Consider the following 18,102-nt stretch of genomic DNA (forward strand, 5'->3'; position numbering starts at 1 on the left):
CCTTCTTTGAACGTTATTAACTGTGTTGTAAGGCAGAAACGGCTTGGGTGCTCGTCAAACGCTCGGCTTGCCAGTGTTCGATGGCCCATTCCAGAATACTGTCGATTGCGGCCAGCCGCAAATCGGGTGGTGGATTTTGCTTGAGTAAGGTTAGCAGCAGAAACAAGGTTGGTCCGGCTTGATTGGGATTGACGGCTTCCGCTCGGGTCTGCTTACTCAGCTTATGGCCTTCTTGGTCGACAATCAGCGGAATATGCATGTATTGCGGCGTCGGGTAACCCAGCAAATGCTGTAAATACAGCTGTTTAGGGGTCGAATCCAATAAATCGTAACCTCTCACCACCCGATTGACCTTTTGCCGTTGGTCGTCAACAACACAAGCTAATTGGTAAGCAATGATGCCGTCCTTACGCTTGACGATAAAATCGCCGTGCTGGCCTGCCAGATTTTGGCTGATTTCACCCTGCAAGTCATCAACAAAGCGCGGACAAAATTCCGCCGTTTTTACTCGTAGTGCATGTGGCGCATCAGTCGATTGCGGGTTTTTGCGGCAATAACCTGGATAAATCAAAGGCGAATTTGCCAATAAGCTGCGGCTACAGGTGCAAGGGTAAAGTGCCTGCCGGCTTTGCAATTCGACAATGGCCTGCTCGTATTGCTCAAGATGATGGCTTTGATAATCCACCTCGCTGTCCCAATACAAGCCGAAGCTTTGCAGGCAATTCAGAATCGCGTCGCTGGCTCCCGGCATATTGCGCGGCGTATCGAGATCGTCGATGCGTAACAGCCATAGCCCTTTATGCTGACGGGCATCCAGATAGCTGGCAAGTGCGGTGTATAGAGAACCGAGGTGAAGTGGGCCGGTAGGCGAGGGCGCAAACCGGCCGATATAAGATGTTGCTGTGGGCAGAGTTAACCCAATTGTTTTTCCCTGATTTCATCGAGTGTCTTGCAATCGATGCACAGGGTAGCAGTTGGACGGGCTTCCAGACGGCGAATACCAATCTCGATACCGCACGTTTCGCAATAGCCGTAGTTTCCGGACTCAATTTCCTTCAATGATTCGTCGATCTTCTTGATCAGCTTACGTTCGCGGTCGCGGGTGCGCAGCTCCAGGCTGAACTCTGATTCCTGCGTAGCCCGGTCGTTGGGATCCGGAAAGTTGGCCGCTTCGTCCTGCATGTGGTGGACGGTGCGATCCACTTCCATCATTAATTCGGACTTCCATTTATTTAAGATGGCGGAAAAATGGCTCAACTGCGCCTCGTTCATGTACTCTTCGCCTTCTTTTTCCTCATAAGGCTTAAAAGTAAATTCCGATGCGGCAGGGTTAGTATTGTTCATCCAATGACTCCTGGCGGTCTATAAAAAAATCGGGGCTTTTTAACAGAATAGCCGGGGCCAAGCAAGAAGTTTGTTATTATGAAGGCGCTTTCTACTAACGGAATTTGGACATGAAACACCACGTCGCCGAGCGAATGCGCGGCATCAGCTCATTTTATGTGATGGAATTATTACAGCGCGCCAAGCAGCTGGAACAAGAAGGCCGGGACATTATTCATATGGAAATCGGTGAGCCGGATTTCGAAACGCCGCCGGCAATATTAGCCGCTGGAAATGCGTTCATGCAGGGTAGGGAAGTCAAGTACACCGCTGCAGCCGGATTGCCGGAATTGCGTCAAAGCATCGCCGATTATTACCAAGCGCAATATGGAGTAAATCTGGATCCGAAACGGGTTTTCATTACCCCCGGCGCGTCCGGCGCGTTTTTGCTGGCGTTTGGGATTAGTTTAAATCCGGGCGAACAAATCTTGATGGCCGATCCGTGTTATCCCTGTAACGATAATTTCGTGCAATTGTTCGACGGTAAGACTCAGTTCGTGAATGTTGGCGCCGAAACGGCTTATCAACTCAACGCCGAATTGATTCGACTGCACTGGCAGCCGGCCAGCAAAGGCGTATTAGTCGCTTCGCCTTCCAATCCGACCGGCACCGTCATCGGTAACGATGCGCTACGCGCTGCGATTCAGCAGACGCATGCTTTAGGGGGCTGTTTTTACTCGGACGAGATTTACCACGGCTTGGTTTACGGCGAAACCGTCAGCAGCGCTTTGGCGTTCAGCGATGACGTATTTATCATCAACAGCTTTTCCAAGTTCTTTGGCATGACCGGCTGGCGTATCGGTTGGTTGATCGTGCCGGAAGATTTTATCGACGCGGTGGAAAAACTGGCGCAAAACATTTTTATCTCCACACCTACCCATTCACAGTACGCGGCTTTAGCCTGTTTCAGTGCTGAAAATATGGCGGAATTGCATCGCCGCCGTGACGAGTTTGAGAAACGCCGGGATTTTCTTTACGACAACCTGTTACGGCTGGGTTTTAAAATTGCCTGCAAACCACAAGGGGCCTTTTATATCTACGCAGATTGCAGTGCGTTTACCGACGATAGTTTTGAGTTTGCCAAGCAGCTGCTCGAACAGGAAGGGGTGGCGGTAACGCCAGGCAAAGACTTTGGCCAGTATTTGGCTCACAAGCACATTCGATTTGCATATACCGCCTCAATCGATAGAATGGCCGCCGCGCTTCAAAGACTGGAAAGATTCATATGCCCATAAACCAATACACGCCAGAGCAGCTAAAACAACATTTACAGGACGACCCGTCGGTATTTTTACTAGACGTTAGGGAGCCCCACGAGTTTGCCTATGCCAAGATAGCCGGTAGCGTATTAATACCTCTGCAACAAATACCCGCGCGCTTCGACGAAGTGCCGGCTGACCGAGACGTGGTGGTGATTTGTCATCACGGTATGCGTAGCCAGCAAGCTTGCAATTTTTTGCAGCATTCCGGGCTGCAAAGATTGTTCAACTTGAAGGGCGGCATCGACGCTTGGTCCGTGATTTGCGATCCGTCCGTTCCACGTTACTAAACAACTAATAAACTATGTTTCTAAAAGAGTACTATGCCATTCAGGATGGCAGTGTCGCCATCAGCGCCGCGCAGGCCAGTATGTTTGCCAAGGAAGTCGCCCATGACTTCAACCCCTTGCACGACGAAGACGCAAAACGTTTTTGCGTGCCGGGCGATTTATTATTCTCGTTAGTGTTGGACAAATACGGCCTTAGCCAAAACATGCACTTCATTTTTTCCGGAATGGTCGGTCATGGCGTGTTGTTGAATTTTCCCGATGATGACGCCGAAAAAATCGATGTGACCGACAACCAAGGCAAGACTTATTTGCAGATTGAGCGCTCCGGCGATGTGATCCGCGATCCGGCTTTAGTCGAAGCGTTAATTCGTGACTACGTGGCGTTTTCCGGGCAGAACTTTCCTTATGTGCTGGTACCTTTATTGGCCAAAGAGCAAGTCATGTTCAATATCGACCGGCCTTTGGTGATCTATGAGAGCATGACTTTGAGCTTAAACCGGATGGACTTTCACGAACCGCATCTGGAAATGCTGGAGCCGAAAATGGAAGTCAACGGCAAGCGGGCCACGGCGTATCTTTATTTCCAAATTAAATGCGGTGAAGAAGTGGTTGGTTCCGGATTCAAGAAGCTAGCGGTCAGCGGTTTACGCGAATATGAAGCCGAACCGATGCAAGCCTTTGTAGACGAGTATCTGGCTAGAAAACATGGCTATTTAGGTAATCTTGCGGAAGCCACCGCGTAATCAGATATTCTGCCGTTCGCATGCATGGGCTGGCAATTTGTTTGAGTTTCGAGTTTTCCAACCGGAGCGCACAGAGCACTCCGGCTGTTACCTGGATGGGGGAATTCAGCTGTTTATAACTCCGCAGAAAATGGCTCTACTGTCACCATTTCTCCAGCATCTATACCCGTACTATCGGCATTCAGCACAATAAAACAGTTGGACTGACTGGCTACTTTTGTTTGATGAGAATCTTGTTGACCGGCAAGACGGACGGCTAATTCTCCTCCAGCCTGCTGGTACAGGATGCCGCGTTGATATTCCTGCCGCCCTGGCGATTTTTTTAACCGGCTGTCGCATCGGACTCGTAAGCGCAATGCTTGTCTGGCAGGTAAGCCGGCAAGCTGTTCCAAACCCGGCTTTACGAATTTCTCGTAAGTGACCAATACCGCAACCGGATTGCCGGGCAAGCCGAAAAACCAACAGCGGCCGATTTTGCCAAAAGCCAGCGGTTTGCCTGGTTTGATCGCCAGTTTCCAGAAGTTCACCTGCCCGCATTTTTCCAGGGTTTGTTTAACAAAATCCGCGTCGCCAACCGATGCACCGCCGGTGGAAATGATGACGTCATGTTGTTTGGCTGCGTTCTTGAAAGTTTGTTCGAGTTTCAAGGGATCGTCTGGGATTATGCCCAAGTCCGAGACTGTGTGATTTGGGTCGGATAGTAGTCCGGCTAATAAATAGCGGTTGCTGTCATAGATTTGGCCAACAGCTAGCGGTTCTCCGAGTGCGACCAATTCATCACCAGTCGAAAAATAGCCAATGTTGAGTTTGCGTTTTACGCTGATTTTTTCGATGCCGGCGGCGGCCAATAGACTTAGATCGCGAGCTGTCAGCTTTTTCGGTGCGGCAATTAATTCTTCATGCTGTTTAACGTCACTGCCGGCTGCACGAATATTTTTATACGGCTGCCAGTCGAGGGGAAGTGATACAGTGTCACCATCGATTTCAATTTGTTCTTGAGCAATAACGCTGTCCGCAAATTCCGGGACTACCGCCCCGGTAAATATTCTGACGCATTGGCCCGGCCTCTGCTGCGCCAAGAACGGCCGTCCGGCCCATGCGATGCCGATTACTTGCAATTTAGCTGATTGCCCGGCAGCTACATCGCCAGCAGCAAATGCGTAGCCGTCCATGGCCGCAGTGCGTTGATGTGGAATGTCTATATGAGACGCCACGCTGTCGGAAAGTACCCGGCCCAGTGCCTGCGGCAAATCGATATGCTCGCGTTCGTTGACAGTCTCGATAGTTTTGCGGATTTCCAACAGCGCCTGTTCGACGCTCAATAACTCGTGTTTGTTAGGGTAGCAGATGTTAGTCACGTGGGCGCTTCAAAAAGATTTCGATAATGAAATTGGCTATGGCCTTTGCATCGTTTAAATCAAGGCACGGTAAGCCGGGTGGTGTTAAGAGGGGCTGATCACTTGCTATCGCGATAATTGACGGATCTTCAGGGTAAAGCAGCGGTTTGCCTAGGCTTGGTCTGCACAGCTCTATTTTGGGGTAGCTCTCGTGCCTGAACCCTTCCACTAAAATCAAATCCTGGCCTGCATTGGGAAACAAGGCGAGCTGTTCAGTCAGCGAAATATCGCTGTTTGCCGACAATTCGCTAATTACCGCACGCCGATGTTGGGAAACCAGCATAACCGGAGTAGCACCCGCTTCGCGTAGCCGAAAACTATCTTTACCGGGTTGATCAATCTCGAAGTCGTGATGACTGTGTTTGATCACACCGATTTGCAGATTATGTGCTTTCAGTATCGGGATAAGTTTTGTCAATAAACTGGTTTTGCCGGTGCCGCTGGCGGCCGCGAAGCCGAGGACTGAAGGGGTGGACATGGACTTCTCTACATTTGTCGAACTGGCCGTATTCTAAGTTATTATGGCGCTCGTCGGTTGAAGCGTTTGGAGTGCGGGTGATACGAATAGTGATATTGTTGGCATTGGTACTGGCAGTTTTAATGCTGCCGGGATTTATGAAGCTACCAGCCGAATTGCGCAGCAAACGACTTAAACAACTGGCCTGGGTTGCGATTGCGCTGATTTTGCTGGTACTGATGCTGAGTGGAAAACTTAGCGGTCTGCTGGCGATATTTGGCTTAATATTCGCGTTTTTAGTGCGCTCGATGCCGCTAATATTGAGGTACGCGCCGCAGCTTCATAGCATTTGGTTGCGGTTCAAAGCCGGCAATCCGCAATATGGTAAGCCTGGTCCTGGGCCATCTCGACAAGCGGGTATGACAACAACGGAAGCTTTTGAGGTTTTGGGGCTTAATCCCGGCGCCACGGAAGAAGAAATTATTCAGGCCCACCGTAAACTCATTTCGCGCTTTCATCCTGATCGAGGCGGTTCAGATTATTTGGCGGCCCAAATTAATCAAGCCAAAAAAACATTGTTAGGTCGTTGAGAAGCACGATCAGAAAAAGCTCCTTTCAGAATTGTATGTTCTTGCAGTTCTTTTAAATATATGTGATGCGCATCACTTTCTTATTTTCATAATTTAGAAGTGGTTCGGATTTTAGTTTGATCTTGCTGATTTTAGTCGCAAAAATGACCTGAGAGGTCGCTGTGAATAAAAATCAAAAAAGAGATGTGGACCACAAAAATATCAGTAAATTCAATTTATAAGATAAATCTTTTAAAGTTATACTGGCACTCGCCGTTAAGGTTAGTGCGCTCGTTTAGATCGGATCGGAAATACACGAAGAGGCATGATGTTGTTAAGAATGACCTATTGACTTAATTGGTTTTGGCAGTGAGCAATATCGGTTCCGTTGTTGGGTTTCAATCTTATCTGCATTTAAATAGTTTTAAGGGATTAATAGTTATCTGGCGAGACACGTACCAATAAAAATAAACGATTCAGCAAGCCAAAATACCTGGGAGATTAATCATGATGGAAGAAACGATAGATGTAATTAAAGATATGGATATTCCAGATTTCATTTCTTTTGATGATGTCGATGAAGAAGTTGTCGAAATCGATCCGAACGAAACTTTTAAGCTGGCCGAGATAGAAAGTAACGAATCGCAAAATGAGAGTACTTTCGATGCCACCCGAGCGTATCTGAATGAACTCAGTAAATCCCAACTTTTAACTGCGGATGAAGAAAAAATCTACGGCAGACGAACTCAACAGGGCGATCCACAAGCCCGAAAAATTATGATCGAAAGCAATTTACGTCTGGTTGTGAAAATTTCCAGGCGTTATTTAAATCGCGGGCTCCCTTTACTCGATTTAATCGAAGAAGGTAATTTGGGGCTGATCCGCGCAGTGGAAAAGTTTGATCCTGATCGTGGCTTCAGATTTTCAACCTACGCAACTTGGTGGATCAGGCAGACCATAGAGCGTGCTATCATGAATCAGACTAGAACTATTCGTCTGCCGATTCATATTGTTAAGGAAATGAATATTTATTTGAAAGCGCAGCGGAATTTAGCTCAACAGCTTGATCATGAACCGACTGTCGACGAGATCGCGCGGCATCTTGATAAACCTGCTAAAACCGTAAGTAAAATGCTTAAACTCAACGAGCGCGTCACATCCGTTGATGTGTCTTTCGGCAAGGATTTTGACAAACCCCTACTTGAAACCATCTCCGAAGAAGAAAGCCGCAATCCTGCTGAAATTCTGCAAGACGACTTTATCCAAAACAACGTTACTTATTGGGTTTATCAACTTGCCGAGAAGCAGCGCGAAGTCATTTGTCGCAGATATGGCCTTTGTGGATTCGAAAACGCAACTTTGGAACAGGTAGCGCTTGAACTGGGCGTAACTCGTGAAAGAGTCAGACAAATACAGATGGACGGCTTGAAGCGTCTGAAAGAGATTCTTGAAAGCAGCGGCTATTCGTTCGAATCGATTTTTAGCTAATAGTAAATTTAACCGGCGGCAAACCAGAGTAGTGTGACTTTGTCAGATCTGGTTTGGGTGTCTGCTGTCAGGAACCTTATATTTGATACAACGGCAAGGCTTTAATTCTGTCGTCAATTTGTTGGATTAGTTCGTTGTATGCAGAACTTCCTACGGACTGGAATTTGCTGACAAATGTTGCTTCGTCCATATGTTCCGGCAAATCCTGTACTTCCGGGATAATAGACGAATAATCTTTAGTGCTAGACATTATTCTTTGTAATTCCTTCGCTTTCTCGGTTGATGCTACTGCTATTTGACCGAATCGAGTCCCGGCTCGATCCGCGGTCAGATCAATGAAACTGAAGCCGCTACCTTTTTGCGCATCTCCCAGTTCTTTATCTATGCCTATTTGCTCGCCGAGTAATGAGGAATCAAGAATTGCCAATAATGCCGAAGCAATAAAATGCTGAGGTATATCCACTCGCTTATAAGCAAATACAGGATATTCCTTGCTGTAAACCAAGCCAAGCGGCAGATAGCGGCGTAAGTCCTGTTTATAGATATAGCTGCCGACAGCAATGATGATCGCGCGATTTTCCTGAACGGCGTCCTCCGTCGGTGTTTGTTGATACGCCGTCAAAAATAAAGGTTGCAACAAATCAGTAATAGATAAGCGCCAGCTAGGGTCATGTTGGCTGACGATTTCGTTGATTTGCTGTTGATAACGATGCAGGTTTGGGTAATCCCGATGCTTTTGGATAGCCAATTGCTTTGCCGCGTCGACGATGGATCCTAGATAACTGATTTCCAAAGCTTGCGGACTAATGTGAATTTTCTTGACGTATTGGCTCAACAATTGCCAATGCTGCTCTAGCGGCGTGTTATGCACGATAGCGGGAATCAGGAGATTTGCAGCGGGATCGGGAATGGAAATTTCACCAATTTTCAAGGACTTGATAACAATGGCGTCATCTACCTGTCGTAGATTAAAACTAAAGTCCAAATATCTGCCCCAGGGGCTTTTAGGGACAAATATCGCTATCTGAATCATCAATCTGTCATCTACAATCTGAATTTGCGTCGTATTTTCCGCAAAATGGTTTAATAGATAACTCACCGCAATATTCAAGTCCTTCTGGTCCAAACTAACCGTTTTAATTTGGCCTCTTTCCTCCGGTGCCACATGCAATAACTGCTTCGCGCGCTGTATGTCTTCGCGGTTCAAACCCTGATGGATTTTTAACAACGGCGTATCGTCGATTGCGAAAAACAGTAAGCCTACGAACAGTATTGCCAGTGAAAGGAGGATATACAGTAGGAATTTCAGCATTGATCAAAGATCAGATTAAAGCGAGCCTCCTTGAGGTAATACATTTCTTGTTTGAGATCAGCATGCGTCAGAGGCGCTTGTTCCAACCAATTTTCCGGAAAATCGATTTTTATATCGTGGCGATTTATCGCAATATTAAAGTCCGGGCGTTTGCTGTTGCGATTGCGGTGCAGCAAGGCGGCTAGTCGAAATACGACTGCCATGATCGGCGCATGTTGCCGCCAAGGAAAAGGCAAATCCTCAAAACGGCTTAAATTAAGCTTTTTGCGGTGGCTGCGCACCAACTTAGACAATAACAGCTGATCTTGTTTGGAAAACCCCGCCAAATCGCCATTTTCGATAATATAGGCGCTGTGCTTGTGATACTGGCTATGGGCGATCTCAAAGCCGATTTCATGTAGTTCCGCCGCCCATTCCAAAAACTGTAAACTGGCAGGGTTGTCGTTAAAGCAAGGGTGGCCGTCTAATTGCTGAACGATGTAACGTAAGGTTTCTTTGAGCTGTTGGCTGTGTGAAGTGTCGGTATGGTAACGTGCGGCAATGGTCTGGCTAGTCTGCGAACGAACGTCATCGTTATAAATTCTGCCGAGCAAATCTTGCACCAGACCTTCGCGCAATGCGCCATCCGAAACCGTCATTTGCTGAATATTCAAGGTCTTGAACGTGGCATAAACAATAGCGACCGCGCCGATAAACACCGGCCGCCGCTCGATACTCAAGGCCGGAAAGCTGATTTCGTCGATCCGATTCAGTTTTAACAGGTGGGCGACCAACTGTTCCAAGCCTTCATTGGTGATGTCGTTATTGCTCCAGCCCATGGTTTGTAACACATTGCTGACCGCCTTCAGGCTGCCGGAAGCGCCAATGGCTTCCTCCCAGTTTTTGGAATTGAACGTGTTTTGAAAGGGTTCGAGATGTTGCTCGGCAAACAGTACAGCTTTACGAAAGGCCTTTTTGGTCAGTTCGCCGTTTTTGAAAAAGTTCTGGCTAACAGTGACGCAGCCCATGTTCAGGCTTTCTTTAGTGTGGGCAATATCATCCCGGCCGATAATGTATTCTGTGCTACTGCCGCCGATATCCATCACAAAGCGGTTATTGGCATTGCTGCCTAGGCTGTGGGCCACGCCTTGGTAAATTAAGCGCGCTTCCTCAATGCCGGAAATGATATGAATCGGATGCCCCAGGGCTTTTTCGGCCTTGTTGATGAATTGTTGCGAGTTCCTGGCTATGCGTAGGGTATTGGTACCGACAATCGCGACGCTGTTGGGTGCAAAATCCCGGATGCGGTGACCGAAGCGTTCCAGGCAGGCCAAGGCGCGTTCTTGCGTGATTTGGTCGAGATTTTTATGCTGATCCAATCCCGCAGCCAGGCGCACCATTTCTTTCAAGCGGTCAATGGTTTGCAATTTGCCGTTATGCAGGCTGCATATAATCATGTGAAAACTGTTGGAACCCAGATCGACGGCAGCAACACTGGTCGGTATTTGATATGGCAAGAGTCTAATCCTGTTCAGGCTGCTGAGGAGCGGTGAATTCTGATAAAATCCGAAGGCTTTATTGGCGCATTTTTAAATAGCGCGTCAATTTCTTCGCCCGGGATTATAACATCAGAGCATGACGGCTTTATCCATCCAAAACCTAAAAAAGACTTACAACAATGGCTTTGCAGCCTTGAAAGGCGTGGATCTCGAGGTCCAACGCGGCGACTTTTTCGCGTTGTTGGGTCCTAATGGCGCCGGCAAATCGACCTTGATCGGCATCATCAGTTCGCTGGTTAACAAAACCAGCGGATTGGTCAGCATCTTCGGTCACGATTTGGATAAAGACAATGTCGCTGCCAAAACCTGCATTGGCGTGGTACCGCAGGAAGTTAACTTCAATCAATTCGAAACCAGCATGAGCGTGGTGATGAACCAGGCCGGCTATTACGGCATTCCGCGCAAGCAAGCCTTACAGCGCACCGAACAATGTTTGCGGCAAATGGAACTATGGGATAAGCGCGACGTAGTGTCTCGGCGTTTGTCCGGAGGCATGAAGCGGCGCTTGATGATAGCCAGAGCCATGGTGCATTCGCCGCGCTTGTTAATATTGGACGAACCCACCGCCGGCGTGGACATCGAAATCCGCCGCTCGATGTGGGAGATGATGCAGGACGTCAACAAACAGGGCACCACCATCATTTTAACTACCCATTATCTGGAAGAAGCCGAAAGCCTGTGCCGGAATATCGCCATCATCAATAACGGACAAATCATCGAGAAGTCAGCGATGAGCAGTTTGTTGAGTCGCTTGCACACCGATCATTTTGTATTAGATATAGCTCGCCCATTAACGCAAGCACCGGTAATCGATGGCTGTGAAATTGTTCTCAGCGCCGATACCGTATTGGATGTGGCGGTGCCGAAAAGCCATGGTCTAAACCGTTTATTCCAGGCGCTATCTGAGCAACATATCGAAGTCCTCAGCCTGCGCAACAAGTCCAATCGACTGGAACAATTATTTTTGGATCTGGTGCAATGAACTATTCGGTCGCTTTTTCGACAATTTTAATCAAAGAAATCCGTCGTTTCACTCGGATTTGGCCGCAAACCCTATTGCCGCCGGCCATTACCACAGCACTGTATTTCCTGATCTTCGGCAAGCTGATTGGCGACCGCATAGGCCTGGTGCATGGCGTCAGCTACATGGACTACATCGTGCCCGGCATTATTCTGATGTCGGTGATCAGCCATTCGTATTCCAATGTGGTGTCTTCGTTTTATTCCACTAAATTCCAGCGCCATATCGAAGAACTCTTGGTGGCGCCGGTGCCGAATTATGTGATTTTGGCCGGTTATGTCTGCGGCGGCATCGCGCGCGGGGTGTTGGTCGGCGTAGTGGTGGCAGGTATTTCGATGATGTTTACCCACACCACCATTCTGCATTGGGACATCGCCGCTGCGGTGTTTGTGCTGACGGCAACCTTGTTCGCGCTGGCCGGTTTCATCAACGCGGTGTTTGCCGATAGTTTTGATGATATTTCCATTATTCCGAACTTTGTATTGACGCCGTTGAGCTATCTGGGCGGTGTATTTTATTCGGTAGCGATGTTGCCGGGAATTTGGCAAAAAATCGCACAAGCCAATCCGATTTTATACATGATCAACGCCTTTCGTTACGGCATGATCGGGATCAGTGATGTCGAGATCGAACTGGCTTTTGCGATGACGGGGGGCTTTATCGTGTTTTTAACCGCCCTGTGCTTGCTGCTGTTGCACAAAGGTATCGGTATTAAAAATTAGGACCTTATTCCAATGGCACCAACATATTGCGCAAAGCGTTAAGATCTTTGATAGCGATAAAACGGTTCTGCACCACGATCAAATTATCGTCCTGAAATTTTTTCAGCAGGCGGCTCACCGTTTCCAAGGCTAAGCCTAAGTGATTGCCGATTTCTTGGCGGGTGAGTGACAATTTAAATTCAGATGATGAAAATCCGCGCCGTTTCAATCTTTCGGATAAGCTGATCAAAAAGTAAGCCAAGCGCTCTTCCGCCGGCCGTTTGCTCAATACCAGCTGGTTTTTGTCCTCCAGCATTTTCTCGCCGGTATGCCGAAACAATTCGCGCGTCAGGCTGGGCATATTTTTGAACAAATCTTCCATATTGTCGGCCGGCAGGATGCAAAAACTCATGGTTTCCAAGGCAATCGCCGCGCAGCCGTGCTTTTCGGCGGATAGACCGTCGAAGCCCAGTAATTCGCCGGGCAGCAGGATATTTAAGATGTGCTCGTTGCCATGGCTATCGTTAGCCACCAACTTGGCGCTACCGGACTTTATTGCCAGAATGCCACGGAAATTGTCGCCTTCACGGTAGATAAAATCGCCGCGTTGCAAGGTTTTACGGGCCTTGATGACTTGGCTGATGTTATTAATTTCGGCTTGCGATAAACCGCGCGGTAAACAAATATTATCCAGACTGCAATTAACGCAACTGACTTGATTTTTAAGCGGCTCAGGGGCTTGAGTTTTCAATGAAAGCATAGTGTTGGGTTTGATAATTTGCCGCTTCTCGACGAAGCGGCGACATAGCAACGGATAACCAGTTAATCTTGTTGGTGATAGGCAACTATCCGTTCTACTTCGGATTTAGAACCTAAAATCAACGGCACTCGTTGGTGAATACTGCTGGGTTTGAGATCTAAAATTCGTTCGCGACCGGTGGAACACAGCCCGCCGGCTTGTTCGATGATAAATGCCATCGGGTTAGCCTCGTACATCAGCCGTAGTTTGCCGGGTTTGGACGGATCGCGTAAATCGTGCGGATACAGGAATACCCCGCCGCGCGTGAGGATACGATACACTTCAGCGACCAGCGAAGCCACCCAACGCATATTGAAATCCTTGCCGCGCGGCCCGTCCGTACCGGCCACGCATTCGTCGATATAACGCTTCACCGGCGGCTCCCAGAAACGCTGGTTGGACATATTGATGGCAAACTCGCTGCTTTCCTCGGGAATTTTCATGTTGCAATGGGTGAGAATGAACTCGCCGACATCCTGATCCAGCGTAAAAGCGTTCACGCCATTGCCGGTGGTTAATACCAACATGGTGGAGGGACCGTAAAGTACGAAACCGGCGCACACTTGTTCGGTGCCTTTGCGCAAAAAATCCTCGGTTTCCGGTTCAACGCCTTCGCGGCAGCGCAGAATCGAGAAAATGGTGCCTACAGTCAGATTAATATCGATATTCGACGAGCCATCCAGTGGATCAAACAACACCAGATATTTGCCCTTTGGATATTGTTTGGGGATTTTGATCGGATCGTTGATTTCCTCCGATGCCATCCCGCCCAGGGAACCACTCCAATCCAAAGCCTTGACCATGATGTCGTTGGTAATAATATCCAGCTTTTTTTGCACTTCGCCCTGCACGTTTTCGGATTCCGCACTGCCCAATACGCCAATTAAAGCGCCGCAATTGACCCGGTGGGAGATCTGTTTGCACGCAGTCACGATGTTATTCAGCAGCAGTGTGAACGTACCGGAAGCGTCCGGTAACCCGCGCTGCTGCTCGATGATGAACTGGGTTAGGGTAACTTGGTGAGACATGGGTTAATTCTCCATAGCATCGGCTAGAGTAAGAAGTTGTTTCGGTAACCACGGCAACGTAGTGCCTGGTTTGGCGAGTAAATTGTTGGGGTCAAATTGTTTGCCGGTTCGCGGCAGATTTGTTTATCCAATTGCTGTATTCCGGTCCCGGTATCAGACTTTTTCGCTCAACAGACTTTGCGGTGGGAGCGTTTGCGGATGGGCTTGCGAGGGTTTCCCTTGTTGAACATCCATAAATCCGGGTTTTAATCCTTTTTGTTCGAACTGTTGTCTTAAATAGTCCAGACGCGCATTGATTTTGTCCACGGTGCTGGTGGACTCGCTCCAGAAACGGGTGTTAATACTGCCGTCGTAACAGGAGACCTTGCAGCGTATTGTAGCAAGTTCGGGAGGGGTAATGGTAATGCTCACTACCCAGTTCTTTTGGCCGTTCTCACTGTTGGCTTGTTTGTCTTGTTCCACTATCAGCTGCAATGTTTCCGGCTCGGCTTTGTTGAAGAACGGTAATTCCAGCATCCAAACCTGTTTTGGCGAATCATCCCTGGGCAGCGAATTGAGTTGATCCAATGTCAATTTGGCCAGATTGCCCTGGGCTTTTTGCAAGGTTTCTTTCAGTAGTTCGCTTGCAGTCTGTTGAGCCGCATTTTCATCCTTAGGCACAGCCAGCTCCAAGCCCAACTGCGCAATCAGCTTGCTCAGTTTTAATTTAAAATCGTCTGGCAACACGAATGACGCGGGTTTTGCCTCTGCCTCGACCAAATTGCGTTCCATAAACAAGCCGGATTGTGCGATGGCTTGCTTGAGAGTGGCCGGTTCGAACAGCTTGGTTTTGTCCGGAATATGCTGCAATATCTCGCGGGCCAGTTGCTTGAGCAATTCGCCAACGGTTTTATCGCTTTCGGCAGGCTTTATCAGAGGCGCCAGTTGCGCCAGCAATTGTTGCGGCGGCACTTGAACGGGCAACAACTGCTTGAACACCGTCGCTATCTGTTCATCAATAGAGGGTGCCGGTAACGATGCGCTCAGCACTGGGCGCTCACCGCTCTTGAGAATTTGTAAATCTATGCGGCTACCGACGGTTAGCGTGGACTTAGCCGCCGGATCGCTCCATTGCAGTTGTTTGCTATCCAATACTACTCGGCTTTCGCCGCCAGGCAACGCTGTGCTTTGGGTTTGCTTGGCATCACTCGGCTCCGGCGTCAGTTGCACCGTTAGCGTATGTTTGCCGATATTCAAAATTTGCGCCTGTACATGGTCACCGGGGTTTAATGTGGCTAGCGGATTGCTGGGTAGAGGTGCTGTTGCAGGCGCTGGAGTGGTCGGGGAGTGCAGTAATTTGAGTAGTTGTGCTTCGGGCGGCGCTGAGTTTGAGGTATTGGGCGTTTGCAATGGTGGCGGGGCGATAATTTTTAGCTCCGGGGTCGGCAAAAGTTTCACCACTTGCAACTGCAAGGTCTGGCCGGGTGGCAAAGCCAATGCTTGTTGGCTCTGCAAAGTCATGGTTTTATCGGCAACGCTGACAGTCAGCGTGTTCAGCATGACTTGATTGGTAATGATTTTGGCGTCTAACACTTGATTCAATTTAAGCTCGGCAAGCGGCGCGCTCGACTTGTTCAAAGCCATCACAAGTTTCGCATCTAAAGGCAGCTTTATATCCATGACATCCTCACCTCGCCGCAACCGGGATTTACGCTTGTTCCGCGCAATGTTCGCGGTGTGGCTAGAGTACTATAAAAAACTCACCCTTACGATTCGCTGTGGTAAGCATTTTGGCAAACTTTTTCGGCATTCGCCCATAAAAGCCTGATGCCACTGTTCACGTAAACATGGGCGTATCAGGAAATAAGCCATGTGTTAGGACAAAGCCTGTAAATGCGTTTATTTTTAAAGAGCTTGACAAGCCACTTGCGCTCACTCTAGGCTCAGTTGACATTCAACTGGGGGAGTGAGCCATGAAAACGCTGCAATTGGGTTTTATCTGTACGGTGTTTTGGGTTAATGCCGCGCTGGCGGTTAGCGTGACGCAACGCGCCGGCAATCATTTTCGTACCGCGGCTAATAATCAAGAGTTCACACTTAATAAAACTAATGTGAATTCCGAGCAATTCGGGCTGCTACGCACTTACGATTTCAACGCCAAAGTCGAAACCCAGCCCTTGGTGATCGAAAAGGGTGCAGGCGCCGATGATTTAGTGATCATCACCACCATGAAGAATGACGTCATCGGCATTAACGCCCGCACCAACGAAACCGTTTATAAGGTCAAACTAGGCCCGGAAATCAGCTCGCAAGACATGGATATGTGGAAACACACGCCCACCTGGGGTATTTCCGCCACGCCGATAATCGACCCTGCCACCAACACATTGTTTGTCGCTTCCTGGCAAAAGAAAAACAACGACAACCGGTTCCGTGATTACTGGGTGTATGCCTTAAATCCGCTAAACGGCAGCCAAAAAAGTAAACCGGTACGTATCTTCGGCAAGTCACAGGAAGGCAACGGCTGCTGGTTTAACGATGCCGGCGCGACGTATAAGCAAATTAATCAAACCAAGCAATATGTCTATCCCAAACTACGGGCCGGACTGGCGTTGACAGAGAATAACGGCTTGGTCATGGCATTCGCCGCGAATGGTGAATCGCTGATGGGCGGCCGGAAAAATCCGCATGGTTTCGTGGTAGCTTACGACACCAGAGCCTTGCTCGGGCAAAGCGGCTTTTCCAAACAAGCTGCCATCTTTTGCGCCACGTCATTCAATTCTTGGGGCGCAGGCATTTGGCATGCCGGGGGTGCGCCGGTCACCGAAAACGACATGATTTATGTCGCCACCTCCAACGGCACTTCAAATAACGGCGATGTCGATCTGGCTGAAAGCATGATCAAACTCCGCTTCAAACCCAGCGTCGGTGGTGCGCGGCCCGAACTGGAAAAGGTGGATTTTTACAAAGCGTTTCTGGATGAGCGCGTTCCCGCTGATAAGTGTCTCTGGAGCGACAATAACTCCGAAGTGTCCTGCGGCAGGGCGCAAGCGCATGCCGCCGGCGCCGACTGGGATTTCGGTGCGGCCGGGCCGATGCTGGTGCCGGGTTCCCGGCTGCTGTTGCAAGGCACCAAAGACGGCATCATTTATTCCTTGGATAAACTGAATTTGGGCCGGAACGACCGCTTCAATCAATTAATGTCCAAACCACCATTAGTGGCAACCTACTTCGCGGGCGGCGTTCAGGAAAACTGGGACCGGGCGCAGCATCTGAATCGCAGCTTACCGTGTCCGGCATCCGGACATAGCGATCACGGCTGGTTCGTGCCATGCGGCGATCCGGAAAACAACAAAATGCATCACATCCACTCGCTGGCCTTGGCGCAACGCGATCAGAGCGGCGGCATTGTCTATGTATGGGGGGAAAACTCCCGCTTGAAGTCCTACAATTTTTCTACTGTAGACGGCAATTTGCCAAGCTTCCGTGCGGAAGCAGAGGAGATGGCCTCGGTGGGCGTTGAATCGCCTGGCGGTATGCCCGGCGGCTTGTTGATGGTATCCGGCAAACCGTCCACAACTAATAATTTTGCGCACGCCATCGATTTCGATTCGGCCGTCGTTTGGGCGGTATTTTCCAAATTCGGCGATGCCAATAAGGAGTTCGCTGAAGGTCAGCTGATTGCTTACGATGCCACCATAATAGAGCCGGGTAATAAGTTGAAACGCTTATTTCGCACCGGTGACGACAATAACGGCGGCTTGGGCAAGATGTCGCGGATGATTCCACCGGTGGTGGCGAATGGGCGGGTGTATGTGATGATTTATCGGGTCGGTACCTCAGACTGCACCGTGCCGGACAATCAAATCCCGGTTTGCAGTCAGTTGAAGGTGTACGGCTTGAAGTAATAATGGGGACGATTTTTTCAGCGACTCAAGCACATTTCGGCATCATCTTCACCGAAATAGGGTGTTTGCAGACGCAGCGGTAAAATTCGGTATTGACGGCATCGTAGATCAAGCTGCGATGCCGGACTATTAACCCGCAGTTATCTGTCGCGGGTATTCCTTTCGGGCTGAGCGTGTTGAAGCCGAGGCTTGTGCATCATTCGACAGGCCCAGTACTCTCGATGGTCGGG

The 18,102-nt window shown here is 49.0% G+C and carries 17 protein-coding genes; 8 read left to right on the forward strand and 9 right to left on the reverse strand.

Features of this window, described 5'->3' with window-relative positions; translation table 11 throughout:
- Positions 1 to 16 precede the first annotated feature (16 nt).
- Both gluQRS and dksA read right to left on the reverse strand, forming a co-directional pair.
- Positions 17 to 922 (reverse strand): tRNA glutamyl-Q(34) synthetase GluQRS, encoded by a 906-nt coding sequence (gluQRS, locus tag ACMXD4_RS10830; protein WP_415880828.1) that lies wholly within the window; start codon positions 920 to 922, stop codon positions 17 to 19.
- Positions 913 to 1,344 (reverse strand): RNA polymerase-binding protein DksA, encoded by a 432-nt coding sequence (gene dksA, locus ACMXD4_RS10835; RefSeq protein ID WP_033156319.1) that lies wholly within the window; start codon positions 1,342 to 1,344, stop codon positions 913 to 915. Before dksA ends, gluQRS begins: the two co-directional genes overlap by 10 nt.
- A 110-nt stretch (positions 1,345 to 1,454) precedes the next feature.
- Between dksA and ACMXD4_RS10840 the strand changes: the two genes are divergently transcribed.
- The 3 genes from ACMXD4_RS10840 to ACMXD4_RS10850 are packed head-to-tail and all read left to right on the forward strand — an operon-like array spanning position 1,455 to position 3,675.
- A complete protein-coding gene (locus ACMXD4_RS10840) occupies positions 1,455 to 2,618 on the forward strand; it encodes a pyridoxal phosphate-dependent aminotransferase (RefSeq protein WP_171695483.1) in 1,164 nt (387 codons plus the stop codon).
- The gene (locus ACMXD4_RS10845) at positions 2,609 to 2,932 is read left to right on the forward strand and encodes a rhodanese-like domain-containing protein (protein ID WP_415880755.1); all 324 of its coding nucleotides are present in this window, start codon (positions 2,609 to 2,611) and stop codon (positions 2,930 to 2,932) included. The genes ACMXD4_RS10840 and ACMXD4_RS10845 overlap by 10 nt, the downstream gene beginning before the upstream one ends.
- 14 nt (positions 2,933 to 2,946) lie before the next feature.
- Positions 2,947 to 3,675 carry a DUF3581 domain-containing protein gene (locus ACMXD4_RS10850; protein WP_415880756.1) on the forward strand — a complete coding sequence of 243 codons (729 nt, stop codon included), beginning with the start codon at positions 2,947 to 2,949 and terminating at the stop codon, positions 3,673 to 3,675.
- Between the two features lie 113 nt (positions 3,676 to 3,788).
- On the opposite strand, the gene glp is transcribed toward ACMXD4_RS10850, so the two are convergent.
- Together glp and mobB are read right to left on the reverse strand one after the other, a co-directional pair.
- On the reverse strand, positions 3,789 to 5,033 hold the full coding sequence (gene glp / locus ACMXD4_RS10855) for a gephyrin-like molybdotransferase Glp (protein ID WP_415880757.1): 1,245 nt from the start codon (positions 5,031 to 5,033) through the stop codon (positions 3,789 to 3,791).
- On the reverse strand, positions 5,026 to 5,550 hold the full coding sequence (mobB, locus tag ACMXD4_RS10860) for a molybdopterin-guanine dinucleotide biosynthesis protein B (protein WP_415880758.1): 525 nt from the start codon (positions 5,548 to 5,550) through the stop codon (positions 5,026 to 5,028). Before mobB ends, glp begins: the two co-directional genes overlap by 8 nt.
- Before the next feature lie 89 nt (positions 5,551 to 5,639).
- Here mobB and ACMXD4_RS10865 point away from each other — a divergent pair, with 89 nt between their 5' ends.
- Both ACMXD4_RS10865 and rpoS read left to right on the forward strand, forming a co-directional pair.
- Positions 5,640 to 6,119 carry a DnaJ domain-containing protein gene (locus ACMXD4_RS10865; protein ID WP_415880829.1) on the forward strand — a complete coding sequence of 160 codons (480 nt, stop codon included), beginning with the start codon at positions 5,640 to 5,642 and terminating at the stop codon, positions 6,117 to 6,119.
- 486 nt (positions 6,120 to 6,605) lie between these two features.
- Positions 6,606 to 7,586, forward strand: coding sequence for an RNA polymerase sigma factor RpoS (gene rpoS / locus ACMXD4_RS10870; protein WP_033156312.1), 981 nt, complete (start codon positions 6,606 to 6,608; stop codon positions 7,584 to 7,586).
- Positions 7,587 to 7,662: 76 nt separating this feature from the next.
- Here the strand turns inward: rpoS and ACMXD4_RS10875 are convergent, their stop codons facing one another.
- Positions 7,663 to 8,898: a hypothetical protein gene (locus ACMXD4_RS10875; RefSeq protein ID WP_415880759.1), complete on the reverse strand. Its 1,236-nt coding sequence runs from the start codon at positions 8,896 to 8,898 to the stop codon at positions 7,663 to 7,665.
- On the reverse strand, positions 8,892 to 10,394 hold the full coding sequence (ppx, locus tag ACMXD4_RS10880) for an exopolyphosphatase (protein ID WP_415880760.1): 1,503 nt from the start codon (positions 10,392 to 10,394) through the stop codon (positions 8,892 to 8,894). The genes ACMXD4_RS10875 and ppx overlap by 7 nt, the downstream gene beginning before the upstream one ends.
- 118 nt (positions 10,395 to 10,512) lie before the next feature.
- Here ppx and ACMXD4_RS10885 point away from each other — a divergent pair, with 118 nt between their 5' ends.
- Together ACMXD4_RS10885 and ACMXD4_RS10890 are read left to right on the forward strand one after the other, a co-directional pair.
- Complete coding sequence (locus tag ACMXD4_RS10885; RefSeq protein ID WP_415880761.1) at positions 10,513 to 11,418, forward strand: ABC transporter ATP-binding protein; 906 nt, start codon at positions 10,513 to 10,515, stop codon at positions 11,416 to 11,418.
- Positions 11,415 to 12,179 (forward strand): ABC transporter permease, encoded by a 765-nt coding sequence (locus ACMXD4_RS10890; RefSeq protein WP_415880762.1) that lies wholly within the window; start codon positions 11,415 to 11,417, stop codon positions 12,177 to 12,179. The genes ACMXD4_RS10885 and ACMXD4_RS10890 overlap by 4 nt, the downstream gene beginning before the upstream one ends.
- Before the next feature lie 4 nt (positions 12,180 to 12,183).
- Here the strand turns inward: ACMXD4_RS10890 and ACMXD4_RS10895 are convergent, their stop codons facing one another.
- The 3 genes from ACMXD4_RS10895 to ACMXD4_RS10905 all read right to left on the reverse strand — a co-directional run bounded on the left by ACMXD4_RS10895 (position 12,184) and on the right by ACMXD4_RS10905 (position 15,644).
- Positions 12,184 to 12,918 carry a helix-turn-helix domain-containing protein gene (locus ACMXD4_RS10895; RefSeq protein ID WP_415880763.1) on the reverse strand — a complete coding sequence of 245 codons (735 nt, stop codon included), beginning with the start codon at positions 12,916 to 12,918 and terminating at the stop codon, positions 12,184 to 12,186.
- A 62-nt stretch (positions 12,919 to 12,980) separates the two neighbouring features.
- Positions 12,981 to 13,985 (reverse strand): class 1 fructose-bisphosphatase, encoded by a 1,005-nt coding sequence (locus ACMXD4_RS10900; protein WP_415880764.1) that lies wholly within the window; start codon positions 13,983 to 13,985, stop codon positions 12,981 to 12,983.
- 153 nt (positions 13,986 to 14,138) lie between these two features.
- Complete coding sequence (locus ACMXD4_RS10905) at positions 14,139 to 15,644, reverse strand: flagellar hook-length control protein FliK (protein ID WP_415880765.1); 1,506 nt, start codon at positions 15,642 to 15,644, stop codon at positions 14,139 to 14,141.
- A gap of 293 nt (positions 15,645 to 15,937) precedes the next feature.
- On the opposite strand from ACMXD4_RS10905, the gene ACMXD4_RS10910 reads away from it, so the two are divergent.
- Positions 15,938 to 17,872 (forward strand): hypothetical protein, encoded by a 1,935-nt coding sequence (locus ACMXD4_RS10910; RefSeq protein WP_415880766.1) that lies wholly within the window; start codon positions 15,938 to 15,940, stop codon positions 17,870 to 17,872.
- The last annotated feature ends 230 nt before the right edge of the window (positions 17,873 to 18,102 follow it).

The organism is Methylomonas sp. TEB (genome assembly GCF_047777895.1).
In the GTDB taxonomy this organism is placed as follows: domain Bacteria; phylum Pseudomonadota; class Gammaproteobacteria; order Methylococcales; family Methylomonadaceae; genus Methylomonas.